14 protein-coding genes and 5 tRNA genes are annotated in these 18819 nt (G+C 70.4%); 14 read left to right on the top strand and 5 right to left on the bottom strand.

The annotated features are described in order from the left end of the window. Positions 1-29: 29 nt before the first annotated feature. The 6 genes from ACU6P3_RS17775 to ACU6P3_RS17750 all read left to right on the top strand — a co-directional run bounded on the left by ACU6P3_RS17775 (position 30) and on the right by ACU6P3_RS17750 (position 3966). The gene (locus ACU6P3_RS17775) at positions 30-200 is read left to right on the top strand and encodes a hypothetical protein (protein WP_447193169.1); all 171 of its coding nucleotides are present in this window, start codon (positions 30-32) and stop codon (positions 198-200) included. Positions 201-307: 107 nt separating this feature from the next. Continuing rightward, a complete protein-coding gene (gene relB / locus ACU6P3_RS17770; RefSeq protein ID WP_447193168.1) occupies positions 308-1513 on the top strand; it encodes a type II toxin-antitoxin system RelB family anti-toxin in 1206 nt (401 codons plus the stop codon). A gap of 88 nt (positions 1514-1601) precedes the next feature. After that, on the top strand, positions 1602-2867 hold the full coding sequence (locus ACU6P3_RS17765) for an IS701 family transposase (RefSeq protein WP_447193167.1): 1266 nt from the start codon (positions 1602-1604) through the stop codon (positions 2865-2867). 279 nt (positions 2868-3146) lie between these two features. Beyond that, positions 3147-3620, top strand: a complete 474-nt coding sequence (locus tag ACU6P3_RS17760) for a hypothetical protein (RefSeq protein WP_447193166.1) — start codon at positions 3147-3149, stop codon at positions 3618-3620. After that, on the top strand, positions 3617-3805 hold the full coding sequence (locus ACU6P3_RS17755; RefSeq protein WP_447193165.1) for a hypothetical protein: 189 nt from the start codon (positions 3617-3619) through the stop codon (positions 3803-3805). Before ACU6P3_RS17760 ends, ACU6P3_RS17755 begins: the two co-directional genes overlap by 4 nt. Continuing rightward, a complete protein-coding gene (locus ACU6P3_RS17750; RefSeq protein WP_447193164.1) occupies positions 3802-3966 on the top strand; it encodes a hypothetical protein in 165 nt (54 codons plus the stop codon). Before ACU6P3_RS17755 ends, ACU6P3_RS17750 begins: the two co-directional genes overlap by 4 nt. A 694-nt stretch (positions 3967-4660) precedes the next feature. On the opposite strand, the gene ACU6P3_RS17745 is transcribed toward ACU6P3_RS17750, so the two are convergent. From ACU6P3_RS17745 to ACU6P3_RS17735, 3 genes are all read right to left on the bottom strand, one after another. Next, positions 4661-4733: transfer RNA gene (locus ACU6P3_RS17745), tRNA-Lys, on the bottom strand. A gap of 204 nt (positions 4734-4937) precedes the next feature. After that, entirely contained in the window at positions 4938-7013 is a 2076-nt protein-coding gene (locus tag ACU6P3_RS17740; RefSeq protein ID WP_447193163.1) for a DEAD/DEAH box helicase, read from the bottom strand. Positions 7014-7327: 314 nt separating this feature from the next. Beyond that, complete coding sequence (locus ACU6P3_RS17735; protein WP_447193162.1) at positions 7328-7996, bottom strand: hypothetical protein; 669 nt, start codon at positions 7994-7996, stop codon at positions 7328-7330. 209 nt (positions 7997-8205) lie between these two features. On the opposite strand from ACU6P3_RS17735, the gene ACU6P3_RS17730 reads away from it, so the two are divergent. The 5 genes from ACU6P3_RS17730 (at position 8206) to ACU6P3_RS17710 (ending at position 11030) form a co-directional block, all read left to right on the top strand. Beyond that, on the top strand, positions 8206-8556 hold the full coding sequence (locus ACU6P3_RS17730) for a metallopeptidase family protein (protein ID WP_030743955.1): 351 nt from the start codon (positions 8206-8208) through the stop codon (positions 8554-8556). A gap of 214 nt (positions 8557-8770) precedes the next feature. After that, on the top strand, positions 8771-10621 hold the full coding sequence (locus ACU6P3_RS17725; protein ID WP_447193161.1) for a metallophosphoesterase family protein: 1851 nt from the start codon (positions 8771-8773) through the stop codon (positions 10619-10621). A gap of 127 nt (positions 10622-10748) precedes the next feature. Beyond that, positions 10749-10821, top strand: a tRNA-Glu gene (locus tag ACU6P3_RS17720). Between the two features lie 39 nt (positions 10822-10860). Further along, positions 10861-10935: transfer RNA gene (locus ACU6P3_RS17715), tRNA-Asp, on the top strand. A 21-nt stretch (positions 10936-10956) separates the two neighbouring features. Beyond that, a tRNA-Phe gene (locus ACU6P3_RS17710) sits at positions 10957-11030 on the top strand. Between the two features lie 209 nt (positions 11031-11239). Here ACU6P3_RS17710 and ACU6P3_RS17705 read toward each other — a convergent pair. Further along, positions 11240-11902, bottom strand: a complete 663-nt coding sequence (locus ACU6P3_RS17705) for a Uma2 family endonuclease (protein WP_447193160.1) — start codon at positions 11900-11902, stop codon at positions 11240-11242. Positions 11903-12195: 293 nt separating this feature from the next. Here ACU6P3_RS17705 and hrpA point away from each other — a divergent pair, with 293 nt between their 5' ends. The 3 genes from hrpA (at position 12196) to ACU6P3_RS17690 (ending at position 17377) form a co-directional block, all read left to right on the top strand. After that, complete coding sequence (gene hrpA, locus ACU6P3_RS17700) at positions 12196-16479, top strand: ATP-dependent RNA helicase HrpA (RefSeq protein ID WP_447193159.1); 4284 nt, start codon at positions 12196-12198, stop codon at positions 16477-16479. A gap of 200 nt (positions 16480-16679) precedes the next feature. Further along, positions 16680-16754 (top strand) — tRNA-Asp (locus ACU6P3_RS17695). A 395-nt stretch (positions 16755-17149) separates the two neighbouring features. Next, on the top strand, positions 17150-17377 hold the full coding sequence (locus ACU6P3_RS17690; protein WP_447193158.1) for a DUF6274 family protein: 228 nt from the start codon (positions 17150-17152) through the stop codon (positions 17375-17377). 577 nt (positions 17378-17954) lie between these two features. Here ACU6P3_RS17690 and bldC read toward each other — a convergent pair. Then, on the bottom strand, positions 17955-18161 hold the full coding sequence (gene bldC / locus ACU6P3_RS17685; protein WP_030743960.1) for a developmental transcriptional regulator BldC: 207 nt from the start codon (positions 18159-18161) through the stop codon (positions 17955-17957). Positions 18162-18819: the final 658 nt, after the last annotated feature.

Genomic DNA, 18819 nt, shown 5'->3' with positions numbered 1-18819 from the left:
GGCGTCGGTTCGAGGTCCTGGAGCAGAAGGTGGACCATCTGACGACGCTGGTGGAGACGAAGAAGGCCGAAGTCAGCGCGCTGGAGCGACTGCTGCGGATGGCGATGCGGATCATCCGCCGCGCCAACCGGCGGCTCGCCGTCCGGCAGAAGCCGCCGGAGGAGATACCGCTGGAACTGGTTCCGTACTCGATCGACTGAACGACCGCGCCCCTGTCCCGGCTGATGCCGGGACAGGGGCGCTTTCGCGTGTCCGAGGGCCTCACGCAGTACCGTGGGCAGACAACCTTCTGGCGGGGGGGGTCCATATGAACACCACCATCGGGGATCGCATTCGATCCCTGCGAGAGTTCCGTGACGTCACACAGGAAGAGCTGGCTGAGCGGGCCGGCGTCCATGTCGACACGATCCGCAAGCTCGAACAGAACGTTCGACAATCAGCCCGCATCAACACCTTACGTGCGCTCGCTCGCGCCCTCGACGTGCAACTTGAGCGCCTACTAGGACAGCCCACCGTGACCCAAGAACTCTCCGAGGACGGCGGTCTACTCGCCCTGCGGGACGCCATCCAGGACATCGCCGCCCTGCCCGGAGTCCTCTCGGGAAACGACCTTGAAGACCCACCCGACGCAGACGCATGGACTGCTGACGTGAAGGCCGCCACGAGCCAGTACTGGGCCGGCGGCTACTCGGAACTGGCCAGCACGCTGCCGTTGCTGCTTCGCGATGGCCGGGCGGTCGCCCGGGAAGTCGACACGGAACGTGTATGGAGGCAGCTCGCCCTCGCGTACCAACTGGCCGCGTCACTGGCCACGCAAGCCGGGCACCCGGACTGGGCGTTCGCCGCAGTGGAGAAGCAACTCGCCGCCGCACAACGCGCCTCCGACCCGCTCATGGAAGGCATGGGCATCTCCACCCTCTCCTGGGTCCTGCTTCGACAGGGTCGCTGGGAGCAGGCACAGGACGTAGCCGTGCGGAAAGCTGACGCACTGGAGCCTGAATTCCGCAAGGCGACTCCCGCGCAGTACGCCGTGTACGGCAACCTCTTGGTGGCCGCCGCTACTCCGGCAGCCCGGCAGAACAACCGAGACGAAGCAGTCTCCTTCCTGAACACGGCAGAGGCCGCCGCGACCCGTTCAGGATCGGTACGTGCATACGGCAGCGCGTTCTCGGTGATCGACGTCCGCACACAGCAGGTCAACATCGCTCTCGCGGGACGAGAGCCAGAACCAGCTGACGCTTTGGAAATCGCCGACAGCGTGGACGTCAGCGAAATCACGAGGCCCGTGCACGCCGCGTCCTACCGGGTTGACGTCGCTCAGGCCAAGTACCAGACCGGTGACGTTGACGGCGCCCTTGAGACGCTGCTGGAGGTGGAGGCCGACCAACCGGAGTGGATCAAGTTCCAGACGCTGGCCGCATCCACAGTCCGGGAGATGCTGGAGGCGGAGCGACGGCGCAACACCCCGTTGCGAGGGCTCGCCGCTCGCCTGGGAGTCGACCCCTCTCTCTGAAGGGGTAGGACAACACGTCCTAGTAGTGCTTGGTCATGTGCGGTCTGGGATGGCGTGTCTTTTTGATTGGTCCTGTCGTTGACCGGGTGTGCTGGGTGGGGAGTTGGCTGCGGTCCGGTGTGATCTGGAGGACTTCGCGGCGGAGATGTTCGAGCCGTTCGCGCGGGTGGATCAGCGACGGTGGGGTGTGGTCTATCTGCGGGGTCTGCTGCTGGACGGCGGGCGTAAGTCGGTGGAGCCGATGGCCGCCCGCCTGGGCGAGGACGGGAACCGTCAGGCCCTGGCCCACTTCGTCACTTCCAGTCCGTGGGATGCAGCGCATGTGCGGGCCCGGCTGGCCTGGCGCATGGAGCCGGTCATCAAGCCCACCGCGCTGATCATCGATGACACCGGGTTCCTCAAGGACGGGGACGCGTCCGCGTGCGTGACCCGGCAGTACACCGGCACAGCGGGCAAAGTCACCAACTGCCAGGCCGGCGTCTCTCTGCACCTGGCTTCCCACGGTGCCTCGGCGGCGGTGAACTGGCGTCTGTTCCTGCCCGGGAGCTGGGACCCCGCCTCGCCGAAGGCAGATCCGGCCAAAGTGGCCCGCCGTGCCAGGTGCGCCATCCCCGCCGAGGTGGGCCATGTCGAGAAGTGGCAGCTGGCCCTCGACATGATCGACGAGACGCGGTCCTGGGGCATCGAAGTACCCCAGGTCATCACCGACGGCGGCTACGGGGACACCGCCGCCTTCCGGCTCGGCCTGGAAGAACGCGGTCTCGACTATGTGGTGGGCATCTCGACCACGACCACGGCGCACCCCGGGGATGCACAGCCGTGCACCCCGGCCTACTCCGGCCTGGGCCGACGGCCGGTCCCGGCCTACCCCGAGCGAGCACAGACCGTGAAGAGCCTGGTCATCGCGGCCGGGAAACGCGCCGCGCGGCCGGTGCAGTGGCGGGAGGGATCGAGGCCGGGCAGTGGCCGCAGCGGGCGCAAGCGCATGTACTCGCGCTTCGTGGCCCTGCGGGTCCGGCCTGCCGGACGGGAGATCCGCAAGGCCACGGTTGGCACCGGGCTCCCGGTCCGCTGGCTGCTGGCCGAATGGCCCGCCGACCAGGACGAGCCCGTGCAGTTCTGGCTCTCCAACCTGCCCGAGACCACTCCGCTGCCCGTCCTCGTGCGCACCGCGAAGCTCCGCTGGCGCATCGAGAACGACTACCGCGAGATGAAGCAGACCCTGGGCCTGGCCCACTTCGAAGGCCGGACATGGCCAGGCTGGCACCACCACGTCACCCTCGTCTCGGTCGCCCACGCCTTCTGCACCCTGCAGCGACTGAGCCGATCCCCAAAAGAGACGGCGTCGGCCTGAGCCTCTACCAAGTCGTTCGCGAGCTGCAATTACTCCTCGCGATCTGGACCGGCGCCTGCCCCACCTGTCACCGCGACATGCCACACCCCGCACCAACATGACCAAGCACTACTAGTGCCCCTCCCGGCACTAGCTGAGCGAGAATTGACGGGCCGAGTAGGGCGTTCTGCCACTGGGCTGTGATCGCGCCACTTCGTAGCGTGATCTGCATGAGGCGGCGTCGGCCAACCCCCGCCAGGCACGGCCGGCGCCGCAGTCCATGCAGCCCAGGAGCCGACCATGACCGCTTTCCACCAGCCCACCATCACCCCCGTCGAACGGTGGCTGGCCAAATCCATCAAGGATCCCGAGTCCGCGTTCAGAGACTGGCGCGACGGCCGCCCCGCCGTCCTCGGCGTAGGCATCCTCTTCGACGCGGTGAAGATGCCCCAGCGTCTCGTGCACGCGGCGGCCGGCGCCCCCGAGCAGTCGGCCGTGGCCGCCGCCCTGGCCCCGCTGGGCGGCCCCGTGATCTGGTCACCGCCCGGCTGGTACCTCGCCCTGGTCCCCGCCGGGGCCGCCGAAACCTGGGACTCCCCGCACGCCTCCGCGCTCGGCCACAGCACCTACCTGACCGTGCCCCGCCTCGACCGGACCGGACCGTCCGGCATCCACTGGGCCGCCCCGCCGAAGCATGCGCGCACCCTGTGCTCCCCGACCGCCGTCGCGCAACTGCTCCACGTCGGCCACGAACGCCAGGGCGGAACCCGGTGACCGCGACGGAGCCCGCACGCACGCCCATCCCGGGGCTGTGCTGGATTGCCCGGCCGGGCGATGTCCTGCGCTGCACCGAGCGCGAGGGGCACGGAAAGAGCGGCCTGCCCGGAGACGGGCCGGTGGATCACTACCACTGGCCCACCCAGACGTCCTGGCCGCGCTACGACGGCGAGCATCAGTGAGCGGCACCCGCACTCAGCCCGAACAGCCCGAGTGCCGGATCGGTGAACACGAGCACTGCGACGGCCCGGCCGACGTCACCGCGGGCGGCGCGGTGGTGCTGCGGATCCGCTGCGCCTGCCCGTGCCATCAGGCGCCCACCGCCGGCGCCGCACCGGCCTGACGCCGGGCCCGCCTACCGCCCCGGCCGGTCGCTCTCCCCCGTGGGCACCGGCCGGGGCGCCGGCCCCGTAAGGAGGCGAGATCCACCGATCCACCCAACCGAGTGAAAGGAGGGCCGAACGGCACACATGCCGCACACCGGGGCGTAACACTCGGCGGTCAACCGAGACGAGATGAGAGGACGACGTGGCACTCATCTGCCCTCACTGCAAGGTCGCCGAGGCCATCGCCTACGTGGAAAACGAGGACGGAAAGACTCTCTTCCCGTGCCTCTTCTGCGACCAATCACCCAGCGGCGACGCATTCTCCAGAACGCGCGTGACCGCCCGCTGCTCCACCGCTGCCTGTGCCGGAATGGTCGAAGACCGCTACGAGTTCGGGGCCCGCGGCCGCGTGACCACCGTCAATCGCAAGGCGTGCAGGAGCTGCGGATCATCCAGAACAGGAGACAGCAGGAATGGCTCAAGTGTCGGAGGTCGTACCGTGCCCTACCCCTGGCTGTGACGGATCCCGGTCCGACATCTGGGAGACCGACGAGAAGGGCAGGAAGATCGCCCGGGTAGGGAGCACCCCCTGCCACAAGTGCGGCAGCTGACGTCTGCCATCGGGCCAGCAGGGGGCCAGCTAACGATCTTGCGACGCCCTGAAATGACTTCAGCCCCGGGCCAGACGGTGTCTGACCTGGGGCTGAGGTGTAGGCCGTGTGGGACTCGAACCCACAACCAACGGATTAAAAGTCCGCTGCTCTGCCAATTGAGCTAACGGCCCTCGGCACAACACACACGAGCATAGCCCGCCCGGGGCGGTGAGCCGATCGGGTATCCCCCCTGTGGGGATGTCGCGCGGGATGGGGCATGTGCTCGGGGGAGCGTCGCGGGGGTGGCGCGGGGCCCGTGCCTCACCCGGAGGTGGGGCACGGGCCCTGGTGGTGCGTCAGGTCACGGCCGGGGTCGGGCCGTTCGGACTCATGCGTCAGCCGTTGCGCTTCCAGCGCGGCTTGTCGTCGCGGCGGCCGAAGGATCCGGTGCCGGTGCCCGTCGAGCCGCCCCGGAAGTCGCTCCGGTGGTCGTCGCGGCGGGTCGCGGGGCGGTCGTGGCCGCCGGAGCGGTAGCCGCCCGAGGGGCGGTCGTCACGCCGGTCGCGGTTGAAGGGGCGGTCGCTGCCCCGGTGGTCGCTGCCCCGGTGGTCGCGACGCTCGAAGGAGCGGCCGCCACGGTCGTCCCTGCGGTCGTCGCGCCGGTCGTCACGGCGGAAGCCGCCACGGTCACCCCGGTCGTCCCGGCGCTGGAAACCGCCCCGGTCGTCCCGGCGGTCGTCGCGCCGGTCCCGGCGGAAGCCGCCACGGTCGCCCCGGTCACCCCGGTCGTTCCGCTCACCGCGGTCACCGGCGCGGTCGTCACGCGGCGTGTAGCCCCGCGCGCCGCCCCGGCCGCTGCGCTCGCCGCGGTCGTCACGGCGGCCGAAGTTGCCCCGCTCGTCGCGGCCGCCCCGGCGCTCCTCCCGCTGCGCCGGTACGGCGGCCGCCGCCGCTGCCGCCACGGCCTCCTCCAGCGCCCGCTCGGCCTCGGCCGTGACCTCCGCCACCGCCGCCTCCGGGTCCTCGCCCCGCTCCCGCGCGGCGCGGGCCACCAGCCGGTCGGCCTCCTCGCGCAGTTCCACGGCGCGCCGCTGGACGCGCTCCAGCTGCCGGGTCAGGTCGGAGACCTCCCGCTCGGCCTGCTTGGCCGCGTTGTTCGCGGAGTCCGCCTGGACCTCGGTGAGCGACCGGGCTCCGGTGATCTCCGCGACCTCCGGGTCGAACGCCCCGGCCCCGCCGACCATGTGCCGCGAGGCGTCGACGCCCGCGTCCTCCATCAGCCGGAAGATCTGCCGGCGCTGGTGCGGCAGCGCCAGCGAGACGACGACGCCGGACTTGCCGGCCCGCGCCGTACGGCCCGAGCGGTGCAGGTAGTCCTTGTGGTCCCCGGCCGGGTCCACGTTCAGTACGAGGTCGATCCCGTCGACGTGGATGCCCCGGGCGGCGACGTCGGTGGCCACCAGCGCGTTGACGTAACCGTCCTTGAAGTCGGCCAGCGTCCGCGTCCGCGCGCCCTGCGTCATGCCGCCGTGCAGCGCGTCCGCCTTGACCCCCGCCTCGCGCAGCTGCTCGGCGATCCGGTCGGCGCCCAGCTGCGTCCGTACGAAGATGATCGTGCGGCCCTTGCGGGCGGCGATCGCCGCGGTGACCGGGGCCTTGTCCTTCGGCTTCACCACGAGCACGTGGTGCGTCATGGTCGTGACGTTGCCCTGGGCGCTGTCCACCTCGTGGCTGACCGGGTCGGTCAGGTAGCGCTTGACCAGCGTGCCGATCTCGTTCTCCATGGTCGCGGAGAAGAGCATGCGCTGGCCGCCGGCCGGCACCAGGTCGAGCAGCTCGGTGACCTCGGGCAGGAAGCCCAGGTCCGACATCTGGTCGGCCTCGTCGAGGATCGCGATCTGGACCCGGTCCAGCGAGCACGCGCCCCGGTTGATGATGTCGCGCAGCCGGCCGGGGGTGGCGACGAGGATGTCGACGCCGCGCTCCAGGGCGTAGATCTGGTTGCCCATGGACGTACCGCCGCACACGACCTTCATCTTCAGGCCGAGCACGTCGCCGTACGGCTGGAGCGCGTCCGCCACCTGCATCGCCAGCTCACGGGTCGGCGTGAGGATGACGCCGCGAGGCTTCTTCTTCTCCGTGTGGCCGCCGGCCAGCGTGGCCAGCAGCGGCAGGCCGAAGGAGAGCGTCTTGCCGGAGCCGGTACGGCCACGGCCCAGGATGTCCTTGCCGTTCAGGGCGTCCGGGATGGTCGCGGCCTGGATGGGGAAGGGGGTGGTGACGCCGTTCTGGGCGAGCTTGCGGACGATGCCGTCCGGCAGGCCCAGGTCGGCGAAGGTGACCTCCGGGGCCCCGGCCCCGTCGGTTGCCACGGCGTCCTCGGCGGCCGTGGGCGCGGGCTGGTCGTCACGCTCGTTGTCGATGAAGTCGTCCTCGGACACGACGACGCGGTCAGCGCTGGAAATGGACATGCGAAATGCGAAACCTTCCGGAGTCTCGGCACGCGCCCAAACCCCGTGATTTCGCACTTCGACCGCCTCAATGCGGTCTGCCACGGCAGAGGGAGAGTACGCGCCACACGGCGCTCTTCTGTTTCGGCGCCGGGCAATGATCAAACGATCTACTACCATACGCACCCACCCCCCGGTAAGGCAAACCGCCTCCGGATCGCCCGTACGGCCCGCCCACCGTACGCTCGGCCGCCGACGCCCCGCGCCACCGAACCGCACCCGCCGCACCGCCGTACCGGCACGCGACGCGCGACCGCCGGGGCCTCGTTCAGGGGCTACCTCGGGCCCAGTTGAGGTGACGCCTCCCGCTCGTCCCGCATCCCCCTCCCCGTCTCCGGCCCCGCCCCGCCGGCCGCCGCCAGCCCGGCCGAACGCACCGCGGCCGACGGGGTCGTGGACGGGTCCGCCGGCTTCGGCGACTCCGGTTCCGGTACGGGCCCCGGGCCCGGGTCCGGGCTCTGCGCCGGGGGCACGGGGGCGCTCGGCGTGGTGCGCGGGGGTTCCGGAGCGGGCTCGCCGTCCCGGCCCGGCGCGCTCGGCCCGTCGCCCCCCTGCGCCTTCCCGCCACCGGCCGACGACGGCCGCGAGGGCTCGGTCCGCGCACCGGGCTCCGCGGAGGCGCCGCGCGCCCGCTCGGCCCCGCCGCCGCGGCTGCCGTCACCGTCGCCGTCCCCGCCGTCCGCGCCCCCCTTGGCGTCCCCGTGCTCATGGGCCCCGCTTCCGTCGCCCGCGCGGCCGTGCCAGGAGTGCGGCGCTCCCCCGACCTCGTCCGTACCGCCGTCGGGCTCCGTCCCGTCCTCGACGCGGTCCGCCGACCGCGACGGCACGGGCTTCCCTCCGTCGTCACCGTCGTCACCGACGTTCACACAGCCCCCGGTCGCGGCGACCGCCAGCGACGCGGCGATCCAGACGGCGAGACGGCCTGGGGCGGACAACTGGCGCACGAGGGCCTCCGGGGGGCGCGAGACGGAATCTCCCCGCCGACGGCGGAGGTCGATCGCACTGCTCAACTTCCTTTCCGCCACCAGGGACACGCCCGGACCCGTAGCTCGTACGAGAAGCGCGGCCCGCACCGGCTCCTCGGCGGCGGCGAACGGGACGGCCGGCCGGCGGACCCGCGCGGAACCACAGGCGGGCACTGGACAATGACCATGTGCTGGAGATGACACGCGAGATGTTCGAAGAGCTGGTGAGCCACGCCCTCGACCGGATCCCCCCGGAGCTGACCCGGGTGATGGACAACGTCGCGGTCTTCGTGGAGGACGAACCCGACCCCTCCGACCCCGAACTGCTGGGGCTGTACGAGGGCACACCGCTCACGGACCGGGGCGAGTGGTACGCGGGCGTCCTGCCCGACCGCATCTCGATCTACATGGGCCCGACCCTGCGCCACTGCGCGACGGAGGACGAGGTGGTGCGGGAGGTGTCGGTGACCGTCGTGCACGAGATCGCCCACCACTTCGGCATCAGCGACGAGCGGCTGCACGAACTGGGCTGGGGCTGACGGCCGGGCGCCGCGTGGGAACCGTTCGCCACCCGGCCACCGGCCGCCGGCCCCCGGAAGCCGAACGGGCCGGGCGCGCCGGGCGCGCCGCAGGACGGCGTACGGCGACGTAAGGGGCCCTGTGCACCGCGCGTGTCGCACGGGTGCGGCGGCGTGCGCGGCCACCCGGCCCAATGCGCGCATGTCCGCCCCTCCCGCAGGGAATACGCGCCCAATGGCCCGTGATGTACGCCGCCGCTCGTCCCTCCGTTCCGCCTTCGGCCGCATCACAGGCCGTCTCCGGTCCCGGCTCCCCCGGCGGTTCCGGCCGAATCCGACCGGGACCCGGTTCCGGACCGGGGTTCGGTTCCGGGCCGGGGTCCGGACCCGCGTCCGGTCCCTGTGGCCGGACCGGTCACGACCACGGTCCCGGTCCCGTACGCACAGTCGTACCCGTCCCCCTACCTACGCGCCCCCGCCCGGCTCCCTTCTCTCCGCCGACCCCCCGAACCCGTACGCCCGCGCCTTCGCCCTGACCGCGGTCGTCCTGCTCGGCGCCTGGCTCGGGCTGCTGATCGTCGGGAGCGTACGGACCCCCGTCGGGCCGATGGACACGAGCATGACCCTGCGCCCCTCCCTGGCCGGGGGTACGAAGATCAATGTCTCGCCGCTGGGCGCGCTGGAGCTGAACACCCACACCGGGCCCATCCGTCTCGACGTGGACGTCGACCAGCTCGACCCGGTGCGCTCCACCGCCCTGGTCGAACACCCCGAGCGGCTCTCCGGCCTCCAGGACGAGGTCTCGCACGACGTCCTGGACGGCACCACGGACCTGGCCGTCCGCTCCTGCGTCGCCGTCGTCTCCGGCGCCACCGCCCTCGGCCTCGTCGTCTACCGCCGCCCCGGCCGCGCGCTGGCCGCCGGCGGTCTCGCGCTGGCGCTCCTCGCCGCGTCCGGCGTCGGCGCGTACGCCACCTGGAACCCGAAGTCCGTCCTGGAGCCCAAGTTCTCGGGGCTCCTCTCGTCCGCCCCGCAGGTCGTCGGCAACGCGCGCTCGATCGTCAGCGACTTCGACGTCTACCAGAAGGAGCTGGCGCGGCTGGTGACCAATGTGACCAAGCTGTACGACGCGACCTCCGCGCTGCCCACGTACCAGCCGGACCCGGCCACCCTGCGAGTGCTGCACGTCTCGGACATCCACCTCAACCCGGCGGCCTGGCACATCATCGGCTCGCTGGTGGAGCAGTACAAGATCGACGTCATCATCGACTCGGGCGACAGCATGGACCACGGCGCCGCCGCCGAGAACGCCTTCCTGGACCCGGTCGCCGACCTCGGCGTCCCCTATGTCTGGGTGCGCGGCAATCACGACTCGCAGAGCACCCAGGAGTACCTGAAGCGCATGAAGAACGTCCGGGTGCTGGACGACGGCCGGGCCGTGACCGTGGCCGGGGTGCGCGTGGCGGGCACGGGGGACCCCCAGTACACCCCCGACCGCTCGGTGGAGGCCGAGGGCGACCCGGCGGAGCGCCTGGCGGGCATCCGGCTCGCCTCCGCCCTGCGCGACCAGGAACGGGCCGGCACCCCCGTGGACATCGCCGTCGCCCACAACCCGGTGGCGGCGCGGGAGACCGACGGCGTGGTCCCGCTCGTGCTCTCGGGCCACGTCCACCACCGCGAGACGGAGGTCCTGCCGCTGGGGACCCGGCTGAAGATCGAGGGCTCGACGGGCGGCGGCGGGCTGCGCGCCGTGCAGAACGACGAGCCCGAGAAGGTCCGTACCTCCGTGCTCTACCTGGACCGCGAGACCAAGCGGCTCCAGGCGTGGGACGAGATCACCCTGGGCGGTCTCGGCCTGACGACGGCCGAGGTCAGCAGGCACCTGCCGCAGGAGGCGGGGGCGCCGGGCGCGGAACCGTCCCCGTCCCCCCGTACATCGGCCCCGCCCGCGGCCGGGTCTTCCGACGACCGGCCCGGTGCCGCGCCACAGGGCACCCGGCCCGTGCCACCGGACTCCCGGCCCTCACCGTCCGGCGCCGGGGGCCCCTCGCCGCGGGCGCCCTCGCCTCCGGCTCCCTCCCCGTAGGCACTCACGGGGTGCCCCGGCCGACGGACCGGGAAGGGCCCCCGTAAAGCGTTTTGGCGATCGCTCCCGCCATCCCATATGCTTCTCACGTCCCCGACGCGCTGCAAAGCGCCCAGGCGGGCCCTTAGCCCTCATCGTCTAGTGGCCCAGGACGCCGCCCTTTCAAGGCGGTAGCACGGGTTCGAATCCCGTTGGGGGCACGCAACACCGTGTGCGAGACTGGTGCTCGCACATTGTTTGGTCCTGTGGAGCAGTTTGGAGTGCTCGCCACCCTGTCAAGGTGGAGGCCGCGGGTTCAAATCCCGTCAGGACCGCTTGCAACCGCGAGGTTGCGTGGCTGGGTAGCTCAGTTGGTACGAGCGATCGCCTGAAAAGCGATAGGTCGCCGGTTCGATCCCGGCCCCAGCCACTAGCGTCAAGGAAAGCTCCGGACAGTATGACGTCCGGAGCTTTCTGGTGTCTCCCGCGGGCGGAGCGCCCCTCGCCGAGATACTCGGACGGTGCGTGTGATCGCAAGGCGGCCAGAAGCCCATGTAGCGGAGCTACCTGGACTTCTGGCCAACGCGGCGAGCGCGCGTGCCGGGCGTCGCGACGGGGCAAACGTTGCCGGTCGCGGCACTAGAACGCCAGATCCTCCCAAGCGATGCTCAGGGCGAAGGGCTCGGGGAACTCGATACCGAGGCCGTCCGGCTCCCACTCACCCACGGGTACGTACACCGAAGGGCGCAGCGGTTTGACGGCAAGCCCGGTCCGGTCGATGGTGACCAGCTCGTACGCCCGCACCGAGGTGATGTCCCAGGTCCTGCCGGAGTCGAGCTCGATCTCCCAGTACCAGGGGATGGCGGCCTCCGCGTACCGGTCCATCTTCCACTGCCTGCGCTTGGGGGTATCCGAACCGGAGAGCACCTCACCCACAAGGATGGTGTCGGCGGCGAAGGTGTCGGCGCCGCGGGGCAGGCAGCGGCGGACCAGGAAGTCGGGGGTGAGGAAGCTGGACCTGTCGGGTGTGAAGAAGACGTTGGTCTCCACTTCGACCTGCCAGCAGCGCTGCTCCTTGCCGCTGGTCTCCTCCCGCTTGGCGCGGCGGGCGTCAGCCTCGAGCGCGTTGCGCATGCGCACGGCGAATCGCTGGTGCTCCAGTGGGCCGCGCCTGTTCCACACGACCCTGCCCTGCCAAAGCTCGATCCCCTCGGCGATGTCGTCCGGAAGCTGCTGGAATTCCTCCCAGCTCAGGGTCTCGGGCAGGTTGAATTGAGATCCCTCGGCTGCGCCCGCCGACATGCCGCCTCCTCTGCTTCGTGCTCCTGGTCCCGAAGCCAACGTAGCGGACCCGGCCCGCTGGTGTGGTCGGTCGTCAGCCGCGGGTGCGGGGTTGCCCGCGCTGGGGCCCGTCCGGTCACCACCGCCACCGAAGTCCGCCGGAACGCGCCCCCCGCGCCCCCTTGGGCCTGCGCGCGAGCCCGGGGTATCACGGCCGTTCCGTACCGGCCGCCGACGCCTGTCCGGGGCATCCCGTACCGCCGCGCGAAATGCGTTCGCAAGCCGCGCGCGCCCAATGAGATCCTGGTTTCGGTATGTCTACTTCCTTCGCCGACCTCCAGACCCTGCTCGCCGACGCCTCGCTCCGTGACGCACACCGGCTGGGCCGCCGACTGGAAGGCGCCCGGCGCATTCGTAAACCCGAGGCGCGGCAGGCCGTGCTGGACGAGATCGCCGGCGAGGCCGAGAAGGCCGCCGAGCGGACGCGGCTGCGCGGGGCCCGGGTGCCCAGGATCTCGTACCCCGAGGCGCTTCCGGTCAGCCAGAAGAAGGACGCGATCCTCAAGGCGATACGCGACCACCAGGTCGTGATCGTGGCGGGCGAGACCGGCTCCGGCAAGACCACGCAGATCCCCAAGATCTGTCTGGAGCTGGGCCGGGGCGTCCGGGGCATGATCGGGCACACCCAGCCCCGCAGGATCGCCGCCCGTACGGTCGCGGAGCGCGTCGCGGAGGAGTTGGACACCCCGCTCGGTGAGGCCGTCGGCTGGAAGGTCCGGTTCACGGACCAGGTGAACCAGGACACGACGTTCATCAAGCTGATGACCGACGGCATCCTGCTCGCCGAGATCCAGACGGACCGCGAACTGCGCGCGTACGACACGATCATCATCGACGAGGCCCACGAGCGCAGCCTGAACATCGACTTCCTGCTCGGCTACCTCGCCCAGCTGCTGCCCAGACGGCCGGACCTCAAGGTCGTCATCACCTCCGCGACCATCGATCCGGAGCGCTTCGCCCGCCACTTCGGCGGTTTCGCCACCGTGGGCTCGCGCGGCCCGAACGGCCCGGGCGACGTGCCGGGCCCCGGCGACGCGAAGGGCACCGGCACCGCGAAGGACCCCGGCACCGCGACCGCGACCGGCACCGTCGAGGCGACCGGTACCGGCCCCGGCCCGGCGGCCCCCACGGCCGGCGGCCTTGTCGCCGGCCCCGGCCCGGCGGGCCCCGCCGGGGCCGCCGCCCCCGTCATCGAGGTGTCCGGCCGCACCTACCCCGTGGAGGTCCGCTACCGCCCCCTCCTGGAGGAGGACGGCGACGAGGGCGACCGCGACCAGATCACCGCCATCTCCGAGGCCGTGGACGAGCTCCAGGCCGAGGGGCCCGGCGACATCCTCGTCTTCCTCTCCGGCGAGCGCGAGATCCGTGACACCGCCGACGCCCTGGAGAAGCGCAGGCTCAGGAACACCGAGGTCCTGCCCCTGTACGCGCGCCTCTCGCACGCCGAGCAGCACCGCGTCTTCCAGCGCCACAGCGGCCGCAGGATCGTGCTGGCCACGAACGTCGCCGAGACCTCGCTGACCGTGCCCGGCATCAAGTACGTGATCGACCCGGGCACCGCCCGTATCTCGCGCTACAGCCACCGCACGAAGGTCCAGCGCCTGCCGATCGAACGGATCTCGCAGGCCAGCGCCAACCAGCGCAAGGGCCGGTGCGGCCGTACGTCCGACGGCATCTGTATCCGGCTGTACTCGGAGGAGGACTTCGAGTCGCGCCCGGAGTTCACGGACGCCGAGATCCTCCGGACGAACCTGGCGTCCGTCATCCTCCAGATGACCGCCGCCGGCCTCGGGGACATCGAGAAGTTCCCCTTCATCGACCCGCCGGACCACCGCAACATCCGGGACGGTGTGCAACTGCTCCAGGAACTGGGCGCGTTCGACGTCGCCCAGGCGGCACGGCAGGAATCGGGACAGGCGGCACGGCAGGAGCAGGAGGCGGAGCAGGCCGTACGGCAGGACGCCGAGCAGCCCGTGCGGGAGTCCCGGAAGGGCCCCCGGGAAGACTCCCGCCGGGGTTCCCGGAAGGACTCCTCGAAGAGGCTGACGCCACTCGGCCGCAAGCTCTCCCAGCTGCCCGTGGACCCGCGGCTCGCCCGCATGGTCATCGAGGCCGACCGCAACGGCTGTGTGCGCGAGGTGATGGTGATCGCCGCCGCGCTCTCCATCCAGGACCCGCGCGAGCGCCCGGCCGAGAAGCAGGCCCAGGCCGACCAGAGCCATGCCCGCTTCAAGGACGAGACATCGGACTTCCTGGCCTTCCTCAACCTCTGGCGGTACGTGCGGGAGCAGCAGAAGGCGCTGTCCTCGTCGGCCTTCCGCCGGATGTGCAAGGCGGAGTACCTGAACTTCCTGCGGATCCGGGAGTGGCAGGACATCTACTCCCAGCTCCGTACGGTCGCCAAGCAGATGGGCATCCATCTCAACGAGGACGACGCGGCGGACCAGGCCGTCCACGTGTCGTTGCTCGCCGGTTTGCTGTCGCACATCGGCATGAAGGACGTGAAGGACGGCGCGAAGAACGAGTACCTGGGCGCGCGCGGCGCGAAGTTCGCCGTCTTCCCCGGTTCCGCGCTGTTCAAGAAGCCGCCGCGCTTCGTGATGTCCGCCGAGCTGGTGGAGACCTCCCGGCTGTGGGCGCGGGTCAACGCGAAGGTCGAGCCCGAGTGGATCGAGCCGCTGGCCGGCCACCTGCTGAAGCGTACGTACAGCGAGCCGCACTGGGAGAAGGACATGGCGGCCGTGATGGCGTACGAGAAGGTGACCCTCTACGGGGTGCCGATCGTCGCGCAGCGCAAGGTCAACTACGGCCGGATCGACCCGGAGATCTCGCGCGAGCTGTTCATCCGGCACGCGCTCGTGGAGGGCGACTGGCGTACGCACCACCAGTTCTTCCATGACAACCGCAAACTCCTCGGCGAGGTCGAGGAGCTGGAGCACCGGGCCAGGCGCCGCGACATCCTCGTGGACGACGAGACCCTGTACGACTTCTACGACCGGCGGGTGCCGGACGAGGTGGTCTCCGGCGCGCACTTCGACTCCTGGTGGAAGAAGAAGCGCCGGGAGGAGCCCGAACTGCTCGACTTCGAGCGGTCGATGCTCATCAACGACAAGGCCGGGGCGGTCACGAAGGACGACTATCCGGACTCCTGGCGCCAGGGCCGGCTGAAGTTCCGGGTGACGTACCAGTTCGAGCCGGGTACGGACGCGGACGGCGTGACCGTCCACATCCCGCTCCAGGTGCTCAACCAGGTCTCCGACGAGGGGTTCGACTGGCAGATCCCGGGCCTGCGCGAGGAGGTGGTCATGGAGCTGATCCGCTCGCTGCCCAAGCCGATCCGCCGCCACTACGTGCCCGCGCCGAACTACGCGAAGGCGTTCCTGGAGCGTGTCGCCTCCCTCCCCGACCCCTTGGCGGAGCCGCTGCCCGCCACGCTGGCCCGCGAGCTGAAGCGGATGGTCGGCGTCCCGGTCACGGCCGACGACTTCGACCTGTCCCGGGTGCCCGACCACCTCAAGGTCACCTTCCGGATCGTGGACGAACGGCGGCGCGGGATCGCCGAGGACAAGGACCTGGAGGCCCTGCGGCTGAAACTGCGCCCCAAGGCCCGGCAGGCGCTCTCCAAGGCCGCCGCGGCCACCGCGGAGCGGACGGGCGGCGCGGCCGTCGAGCGGACGGGGCTGACCGACTGGACGATCGGCACGCTGGAGCGGGTCTTCGAGACACGGCGGGCGGGCCAGCCCGTCAAGGCGTACCCGGCGCTGGTCGACGAGGGCGCGAGCGTGGCCGTACGGCTCTTCGACACCGAGGCCGAGCAGCGGCAGGCGATGTGGGCGGGCACCCGGCGGCTGATCCTGCTGAACATCCCGGTCAATCCGGCGAAGTTCGCCTCGGACAGGCTCACCAACCAGCAGAAGCTGGCGCTGTCGAGCAATCCGCACGGCTCGGTCCAGGCGCTGTTCGACGACTGCGCGACGGCCGCCGCCGACAAACTGATCGCGGACCACGGGGGCCCGGCCTGGGACGAGGCGTCGTTCCGGGCGCTGTACGACAAGGTGCGCGCGGACCTGGTGGACGCGACGGTGCGGGCGGTGGACCAGGTACGGCAGGTCCTGGCCGCCTGGCAGGCCTGTGAGCGCCGTCTGAAGGCCACGAGCAGCCCGGCCCTGGTCAAGAACGTCCAGGACGTCAGGGAGCAGCTGACGGGCCTCGTACCGGCTGGCTTCGTCACCCGCGCGGGGCTGCGCCGGCTGCCGGACCTGATGCGCTATCTCGTGGCCGTCGACCGCCGGCTGCAACAGATGCCGACGAGTGTCCAGCGCGACACCACGCGCATGGAGAAGGTCCACGAGATGCGGGACGAGTACGCCTGGCTGCTGGAGCAGCTGCCCCAGGGGCGGCCGGTCCCGCAGCAGGTCCTGGACATCCGCTGGATGATCGAGGAGCTGCGGGTGAGCTACTTCGCGCACGCCCTGGGCACGGCGTACCCCGTCTCGGACAAGCGGATCATGAAGGCGATCGACGCGGCCGTGCCGTAGCGAGGCCGCGGCGGTGGCGGGGGGCCGTGCCGGAACGCGGTCGCGGCGTGGCGCGAGCGGCCTCCGGCCCGGCCGGAGTGAGCCGCGCGTCCTCAGTTCGACCGCACCCTCTGAGCTGCTGTACAGTCTTCCTCGCAGCCACGGAACAGCGGGCGATCGGACGGAACGGTCCGGTGAATCCGCTGGTGTGGCGGCCGTCTGGTCCTGTGGAGCAGTTTGGAGTGCTCGCCACCCTGTCAAGGTGGAGGCCGCGGGTTCAAATCCCGTCAGGACCGCAGTAACGAAAGGGCCCACGTCTTCCCTAAGACGCGGGCCCTTTCGCATGCCCGAACACCTGGACACAACGAACGCCGACGGCACCGCCATGCGGAAACAGGCCCGGCACCCGCCGCCCGAAGAGGCCGGAAAGTGCTGCCTCGCGCGCCGCCGGGACGCCGTCGCGAGCCGTTCGCCCTCCCTCGCGCGTCTCCTTGGCGCGTAGACGGCTGTATGAATCGGACCCCATTGCATACGGCAAGTGCCGTCGACGGCGCGGTAACGCGGCAGTAATGGCGCCCCCAAATCGGGTGGGCCTTGCCATTCCTGTCTTGACGACGCCAACGGCCGGGGGGTACTCAAGCATCAGGGTCCCGCTCATCGCATCCCGGGGACCCACACCGGGGGTGGTGGCGTGACCGCATCGACGACGAAGCACGAGACCGGCGCGTTGCTGCGCGCCCATCTGGTGGCCGCGTCCGGCCTGGCGGCGGCCTCCGGGCATCCGCACCGCACCGGCGCCTGCGCCATCTGCCACCGCCTCCAACGGCTCGCCGGAGAGCGCAGGTCGGCCGAGGACGGCATCGACGACGGTTTCCTCGAAGGGGGCTTCTTCGCGGGCCGGTTGACCGACAGCCGGTAGCGCGCCGTCCGGACCGCGGGCCGGCCCTCGCGACCGCCCCCCGCGTCCCCGTTCCCACGACCGTCCCCGGCGACCAGATCTTCACGACCGGTCTCCCGGACTCCGCTCCATCGGCCTAGGAATCCTCAAGATCCATTAGTGGAAGCGCCCCCTCTTGGCAAGAGACTTGCCATGTGACGGGCATCACCGAATCCGTTCCGAAAAAGAGGGCATTTACCGGGTCCATACAAACCACCAATTTAATATGTGCAATTGCACCCTCTTTTCAGCCCTCTGCCCACCATCCCACCAAGGCTCCCGATCCACCCCCCGGCCCCCTCCCCACTCCTCCCCAAGCCCTCCCCAGCCCTCCCCGCACCGTCAACAGGGCCTCGACTCCCGCCTCCCCGGGACATGAAAAAAGACCGCGCTGGACCCGGCGGAGTCCAGCGCGGTCGACGACGTACCCATGTTGCCTGGGCATGGGGCCTGTTGGGGCAGGCGCCCGTCGTGTGGAGCTATGGGGCGGGAACGACCGAGATTGGGGGGCCCGGCTGCACCCTGGTCATGAGCCCGAAAAGGGCTCGGATGGGGGTTTTCAGGCCTCGCTGCGCTGCTGCGGGATACCCGCGAGCAGTGCGCGGACCTCTGCCTCGCGGTACCGACGATGCCCACCGAGGGTACGGATGGACGTGAGCTTGCCGGCCTTTGCCCAGCGCGTGACCGTCTTCGGGTCCACGCGGAACATCGTGGCAACCTCAGCCGGAGTCAGCAGCGCCTCAGCTTCAGGGGTGCGAGCGGTCATGAGCGGCCTCCTCGGGAGAACCGAACGATCTCGGTTCTTTCCTCTAAATTCTGCACCTTGACCCACGTTGCCCGAAATGGCAGACGCGGGCCGAGTCGGTTATAGGACGAACGGCTTGTCCTCGGCACTACAACTACACCATCCGTCCAGCCACGTCGGCCAAACCGATGGAATTGCCCTCTGAGGTGTTCATCAGCGGCGGAAGCCGATGGACCATGCCATAGCGGACAGTCACGTCACAGATACGATCAGTCACACAGTGATCAGGAGTCACCGGACCCCCCATATAGAGTGGCAATGCCGAGCATTCCGCCCATGGTTGGACGGAAGGAACCCTCCCCGGACTCCTTGTCCTATTTTGACACGAGGGTGGGCGATGGGCGCAAGAGCCCTGTTAGTGCGGTCCATCACGCTTGAGGCAAAAGCCCGGATCAGGACCTCCGCCCCTCCCCCCGGGGCGACGAACCGCGTGAGCCACGTAAGCCACGTAACACCAGTCACGCACACCTCAGTGACTCATGAGCTCACAGAAACCCCACGAGTCGCATGGGTTACATGAATTTCATGGAGCCTCATGGTTCTCGCGAAACCCGTGAGCCTCGTGAGTCACGGATCACAAAGGGTAAGGGCTTTCCCGGGGGACGGTGGACGAACCAGC

The sequence above is a fragment of the Streptomyces hebeiensis genome (genome assembly GCF_052983195.1).
The sequence above is the reverse complement of the archived record's forward strand: the minus strand, read 5'-3'. Positions and strand labels throughout refer to the sequence as shown.

Bases quoted from the DNA above. Each gene is read 5' to 3' on its own strand.
- ACU6P3_RS17760 (WP_447193166.1), top strand. From the start codon at position 3,147: ATGACCGCTTTCCACCAGCCCACCATCACCCCCGTCGAACGGTGGCTG.
- ACU6P3_RS17725 (WP_447193161.1), top strand. From the start codon at position 8,771: ATGGCCCGTGATGTACGCCGCCGCTCGTCCCTCCGTTCCGCCTTCGGC.
- ACU6P3_RS17740 (WP_447193163.1), bottom strand. From the start codon at position 7,013: ATGTCCATTTCCAGCGCTGACCGCGTCGTCGTGTCCGAGGACGACTTC.
- ACU6P3_RS17705 (WP_447193160.1), bottom strand. From the start codon at position 11,902: ATGTCGGCGGGCGCAGCCGAGGGATCTCAATTCAACCTGCCCGAGACC.
- hrpA (WP_447193159.1), top strand. From the start codon at position 12,196: ATGTCTACTTCCTTCGCCGACCTCCAGACCCTGCTCGCCGACGCCTCG.
- bldC (WP_030743960.1), bottom strand. From the start codon at position 18,161: ATGACCGCTCGCACCCCTGAAGCTGAGGCGCTGCTGACTCCGGCTGAG.
- relB (WP_447193168.1), top strand. From the start codon at position 308: ATGAACACCACCATCGGGGATCGCATTCGATCCCTGCGAGAGTTCCGT.